Consider the following 5,313-nt stretch of genomic DNA (forward strand, 5'->3'; position numbering starts at 1 on the left):
CCGCGGAGGCGACCGGGACCGGGGCCGGGGCCGGGGCCGGGGCCGGGGCCGGGGCCGGGACGGCGGACCGCGTCGGCCCGGTGGGGCGCCCGGCTCGTTGACGCCCCCTCACTTCGGTGCTTACAGCGCGCCGAGCGCGGACAGGACGGTCAGGCACAGCGGGAGGGTCGCGGCGAAGGCACCGCCCGCGTGCAGCACGGCCTCGGGGAAGGAACTGCCCGCGGCGCCGGAGAGGATGCCCGCGACCAGGGCGACGAGGACGGAGAACAGGACGGCGACCAGGACCCACAGGGCTCTGACCATCGGGGGGTGTGAGACGGGCTGGGTGCTCATCGGTCGTCTTCCTTCCCTTCGGAAGGACGGCCGGAGCGAGCTCGGACAGCTTCAGCCCGACCGCCCTCTGGACGGGGCAAAGTCGAGGTCTGCACCCCCAGTACAGACCTGCGTTTCATCGACGTGAGCGGGCCGGGGCGGCGGTCGACCCGCCGCCGGCCGCGCCGACCGAATACTGGCGCGTTCACTTTATCACCCAGTGTCACCAGATGCCCGCTTTGGCGGACAAGGGGCATTCGGACGGATTCATCCCGCAGCGGGGCCGGTCGCGTAGAAGGCCACGGCCGCGGCCGCGGCGACGTTGAGGGAGTCGACGCCCGCGCTCATGGGGATCCGCACGGTCACATCGGCGGCCGCGACCGTGGACGGACGCAGTCCGTCTCCCTCGGAACCGAGGATCAGGGCGAGCCTGGGGTGCCGCCGGGCCACGAACCCCCCGAGGTCGACCGCGTCCCCGTCCAGGGCGAGCGCCGCTGTGACGTACCCCGCCCCGCGCAGCACCTCCACGTCCTCGGGCCAGGATTCCAGTCTGGTCCACGGCACCTGGAGGACCGCGCCCATGGAGACCTTGACCGAGCGCCGGTAGAGGGGGTCGGCGCAGTCCGGGGAGAGCAGCACCGCGTCCATGCCCAGCGCCGCGGCGCTGCGGAACAGGGCGCCCACGTTGGTATGGTCGTTCACGGCCTCCAGCACCGCCACCCGGCGCGCGTCCGCCAGCAGGTCCGCAGGACGCGGGAGGGGCTTGCGGCGCATCGAGGCCAGGGCCCCGCGGTGCACGTGGTAGCCCGTCACCCGCTCGGCCACCTCCGGGCCGACGCTGTAGACGGGCGCTCGGACCGCGGCGACCACGTCGCGCATCGCCTCGGCCCACTTGGGCGTCAGCAGCATCGACCGCATCTCGTAGCCGGCCGCGAGGGCGCGCCGGATGACCTTCTCCCCTTCGGCGATGAACAGGCCCTCCGCCGGTTCGCGCACACTCCGCAGGCGGACGTCGGTCAGATCGGTGTAGTCGCCCAGGCGCGGATCGGCGGGGTCCCCGACGGTGACCGGCCCCCGGGCCGCCCCGTTCCCCTCCTCCGTCACGGCGGGCTCCCCGTCCTGCGCCCCGGTCCGCCCGGTCTCCGGCGCGGTCATCGGCCGGTCCCGGCCCGGTTCACGCCGACCACCTCGCCGACGACGACCACCGCGGGCGGGCGTATGCCCTCCTCCTCCACCGTGCGTGCCGCCGTCGCCAGGGTGGCGTCCACCCGGCGCTGGCCGGCCATGGTGCCCTCCTGGACCACGGCGACGGGCGTGTCCGGGGCCCGTCCGTGCTCCACGAGGGCCTCGGCGATGGCGCCGAGGCGCTCCACCGCCATCAGCATCACCAGGGTGCCGCGCAGCTTCGCCAGAGCCGCCCAGTCCACCAGCGAACGCGGGTCGCCCGGGGCGACATGGCCGCTGACGACGGTGAACTCGTGGGCCACCCCGCGGTGCGTGACCGGGATGCCCGCGGCACCGGGCACGCTGACGGAGCTGGAGATGCCGGGCACCACGGTGACCGGGATCCCGGCCTCGGCGAGCGCCTGCGCCTCCTCCATGCCGCGGCCGAAGACATAGGGGTCGCCGCCCTTGAGGCGTACGACGAACCTGCCGGCCCCGGCGTGCTCCACGAGGGCCGCGTTGATGGCCTCCTGGGCCATCGCCCGGCCGTAGGGGATCTTCGCCGCGTCGATCACCTCGACGTGCGGCGGCAGTTCGTCCAGCAGGTCGCGCGGGCCGAGCCGGTCGGCGATCACCACGTCGGCCTCGGCCAGCAGCCGGCGACCGCGCACGGTGATCAGGTCCGGGTCGCCCGGGCCTCCGCCGACCAGGGCGACGCCGACCCTGCGGGCGCGGTGCCGGGGGGCGGTCAGGGTACCGTCGCGCAGGCCCTCGACCACGGCGTCGCGCACGGCGGCCGAGCGGCGCGGATCGCGTCCGGTCAGGACGGCGACGGTGACGCCCTCGCTGCGTCCGGTGGCCGGGGTCCAGGCGGTGGCGGCCTCGGCGTCGTCGCTGCGGACGCACCACACCCGGCGCTCCTCGGCCTCGGCGGAGGCGGCCGCGTTGGCGCCGGCGTCGTCGGTGGCGACGACCGCGTACCAGGCGCCGTCCAGGTCGCCCGGGCGGTAGGCGCGGCGCTCCCAGCGCAGTTCGCCCGCCTCGGCCATGGCCTCCACCGACGGGGTGGCCGAGGGCGCGATCACCAGGACGTCGGCGCCCGCGGCCAGCAGCGCGGGCAGCCGCCGCTGGGCGACGGTCCCGCCGCCGAGGACGACCACACGGCGCCCGGTCAGACGCAGGCCCACGGGATAGGCGGGGTGCGCGGAGTGGTCGGACATGGCGGTGCGGCTCCTCGGAGGATCGCGGGCCGCTGCGGCGGTGGAGCGGCGGGAACGGGACTGGCTGCGGAGGGCAGCGGGTGCGGGCAGCGTACGACGCGGCGGCCCGGACCCGCTGTGCCGCAGGTCACCGGAGGGGCCTCGGTCCTCCCGGCGGCCTGCGGACGGTACGGCGGCGGAGCGCGTCAGTTCTTCTCGGCGACGCCCGCCGAGTCGAAGGTGGCGACCTCGTGCATGGCCCGGGCCGCGCTCTGCACCACCGGCAGGGCCAGCAGGGCTCCCGTCCCCTCGCCGAGCCTCAGGTCGAGGTCGATCAGGGGACGCAGGCCCAGCTTGGTCAGCGCGGCGACATGGCCCGGCTCCGCGCTGCGGTGGCCCGCGATGCAGGCCGCCAGCGCCTCGGGCGCGATGGCCCGCGCGACCAGGGCCGCCGCCCCCGCGCTCACCCCGTCGAGGACGACGGGGGTGCGCAGCGAGGCACCGCCGAGGATCAGCCCGGTCAGCGCGGCGTGCTCCAGCCCGCCGACCGCCGCCAGGACGCCGAGGGGGTCGGAGGCGTCGGGCCGGTGCAGTTCCAGGGCGCGGCGCACCACCTCGACCTTGTGGGCGTGCATCTCGTCGCTGACGCCGGTGCCGCGTCCGGTGACCTCGGCCGGGTCGGCGCCGGTGAAGACCGAGATCAGCGCGGCGGACACAGTGGTGTTGGCGATACCCATCTCACCGGTCAGCAGCGCCTTGTTGCCCGCCGCCACCAGATCGCGGGCGGTCTCGATGCCCACCTCGACCGCGCGCAGCACCTCCTCGCGGGTGAGCGCCGGTCCGGTGGTGAAGTCCGCCGTGCCGGGTCGCACCTTGCGCGGCAGCAGACCGGGCGCGGACGGCAGGTCGGCCGCCACACCCACGTCCACCACACAGACCTCGGCGCCCACCTGGCCCGCGAAGGCGTTGCAGACCGCGCCGCCGGCCAGGAAGTTGGCGACCATCTGCGCCGTGACCTCCTGCGGCCAGGCGGTGACGCCCTGAGCGTGCACCCCGTGGTCCCCGGCGAAGACGGCGACCGCCGCGGGCTCGGGGACCGGCGGGGGGCACTGCCGGGCCAGACCGCTCAACTGCGCGGAGATGATCTCCAGCATCCCGAGCGCACCGGAGGGCTTGGTCATCCGCTTCTGACGCTCCCACGCCTCGCCGAGCGCCTTGGCGTCCAGCGGGCGGATGCCCGCCAGGGTCTCGGTGAGCAGGTCGTGCGGCTCCTCGGCCCCGGGCAGGACCCGGCGGCCGTAGGACTCCTCATGGACGACCCACGACAGCGGACGGCGCTTGGACCAGCCCGCCTGCACCAGCTCGGGCTCGTCCGGGAAGGTGTCCACGTACCCGATGCACAGGTAGGCGACGACCTCCAGATGCTCGGGCAGGCCGAGGACCCGGACCATCTCGCGCTCGTCGAAGAAGCTGACCCAGCCCACGCCCAGGCCCTCCGCCCGGGCCGCGAGCCAGAGGTTCTCCACCGCCAGGGCCGAGGAGTAGGGCGCCATCTTCGGCTGGGTGTGGCGGCCGAGGGTGTGGCGGCCGCCGCGGGTGGGGTCGGCGGTGACGACGATGTTGACCGGAGCGTCGAGGATCGCCTCGACCTTCAGTTCCTTGAACTGCTTGGCACGGGCCCGGGGCAGCGACCGGGCATACGCGTCGCGCTGGCGCATGGCCAGCTCGTGCATCGTCCCGCGGGTCTCCTCGGAGCGGATGAGGACGAAGTCCCACGGCTGTGAGTGGCCGACGCTGGGGGCGGTGTGGGCCGCCTCCAGGACACGCAGCAGCACGTCGTCGGGGATCGGGTCGGAGCGGAAGCCGTTGCGGATGTCGCGCCGTTCGCGCATGAGGCGGTGCAGCGTCTCGCGTTCGGCCTCGTCGTACCCCGGAGCCGCGGGGGGCGGGGCGGGCGCGGTACCGGCGTCGTCCGGGACGGCGCCGGTCTCCGCGGTACCGGCCGGCTCCGGCGTCTCGGGCCCGTGCGCCTGCCCGGCGGCGGGTACGGCCGGCTCGACGTCGGCGGGCGGCTGCCCGGCGGCGTTCCCGCCGTCCTGCCCGTGATCCTGCCCGGGCGTCCCGGCGGTGACCGCCACGGCCTCCATCACCTGCGGTCCGGCGCCCGGCACCGCCGCCACGGCGAGCTGCTGCTCGGGGGCCGGCGCGGGCGCCTCCTCCACCGGTGCCGCCGCGGGCTCCGGCTCCGGAGCGGGAGCCTGGGCCGCGGGTTCGGCGGGGACCGGAGCGGCGGGCACGGGCTCGGACCGCGTCTGGGCCGGCGCGGGGCCGTCCGCGGCCTCGGGAGCAGGTTCCACGGGGGTGGGTTCGGCGGAGGTCGTCCCGGCCTCTGCTCCGGTCCCGGTCTCCGTTTCGGTTTCGGCCTCCGCCGCGACGGGGCCCCCAGTTCCTTCGGGGCCCTGCGGGGCTTCCGCCGCGTTCTCCGCGGCCTCCGGTGCTCCGGGGCCGTGCACCTGCCCGACGGCGGGCCGGGGCGGTTCCGGTTCCACGGCCTGTGCCTCGTGGGCGGTCCGCGCTCCGGGATCGGCCGCGGCCGGCTCGGGTCCGGGGGGCGGCGCGGGGGGCGGCCGCGGGGGCG

General features: G+C 76.1%; 4 protein-coding genes. All 4 read right to left on the minus strand.

Features of this window, described 5'->3' with window-relative positions; all coding sequences use genetic code 11:
- Positions 1-120 precede the first annotated feature (120 nt).
- Positions 121-333: a hypothetical protein gene (locus AC2CJA_RS23795; RefSeq protein ID WP_241717928.1), complete on the minus strand. Its 213-nt coding sequence runs from the start codon at positions 331-333 to the stop codon at positions 121-123.
- Between the two features lie 246 nt (positions 334-579).
- On the minus strand, positions 580-1,467 hold the full coding sequence (locus AC2CJA_RS23800; RefSeq protein WP_484604732.1) for a TrmH family RNA methyltransferase: 888 nt from the start codon (positions 1,465-1,467) through the stop codon (positions 580-582).
- A complete protein-coding gene (gene cobA, locus AC2CJA_RS23805) occupies positions 1,464-2,696 on the minus strand; it encodes a uroporphyrinogen-III C-methyltransferase (protein WP_484604733.1) in 1,233 nt (410 codons plus the stop codon). The genes AC2CJA_RS23800 and cobA overlap by 4 nt, the downstream gene beginning before the upstream one ends.
- Before the next feature lie 185 nt (positions 2,697-2,881).
- Complete coding sequence (cobT, locus tag AC2CJA_RS23810) at positions 2,882-5,032, minus strand: nicotinate-nucleotide--dimethylbenzimidazole phosphoribosyltransferase (RefSeq protein WP_484604734.1); 2,151 nt, start codon at positions 5,030-5,032, stop codon at positions 2,882-2,884.
- Between the last annotated feature and the right edge of the window lie 281 nt (positions 5,033-5,313).

The sequence above is a fragment of the Streptomyces sp. ATLC9 genome, from assembly GCF_057196705.1.